At 44.9% G+C, this 583-nt stretch carries 1 pseudogene; it reads left to right on the top strand.

The annotated features are described in order from the left end of the window. Positions 1–42: 42 nt before the first annotated feature. Positions 43–583: pseudogene (locus R8O10_RS26455) on the top strand (TadE/TadG family protein); the annotation flags it as partial.

Raw genomic sequence — 583 nt, 5'->3', positions numbered from 1 at the left:
ATTTTAGTCCCGAGAACCGGTGAAACCGAGGTGCTCAATCGGGTGGCGATTGTGCCGTTTAACTTGAGGGTACAAGAGAAAATGCAGGGCTCTCTTTTTTCAAGTAGTCAAGTCAGATACAGAAACGATGTGAGAACAAATGTCTCATCGGTAACCTATGAACAAGTGGACTGGTCAGCTTGGGCTAGTTCCTCTGAGAGAGATGTAGAGCGTTGTGCCGCTTGGTGGAGTTGGTGGTGTAATAGCCAGCAAAAAGAACAAGCACGACGAGTTCTCGACGTATTAGATCAAAATGGCAGCAGCAACTATCTGGAGGTGCCGGTTTACATTGATTACGCTACATCGGTGAATGATATGTTTAACGATAAGGTGTCGGATCCGAACTTTAATTTCCATTTTGATTCCAACAACAACAACCTTTATAGAGATAGCTTAACAAGCCCTGGCAAGAATGGCTTTTATACTATTCCGCTTACTGCGGACAAAAGCAAACTTGCAGAAATGCAAGGAATGCGAGCCGGAGGTGGTACGGCTGTTTATCAAGGTTTATTGCGTGGTTTTCAAGCCATGGATAAAGGGCGTC

This window comes from Vibrio sp. 1727, from assembly GCF_033344415.1.
GTDB lineage: Bacteria > Pseudomonadota > Gammaproteobacteria > Enterobacterales > Vibrionaceae > Vibrio > Vibrio alginolyticus.
Note: the sequence above shows the minus strand (reverse complement) of the source record. Positions and strands in the feature narration are given on the sequence as shown.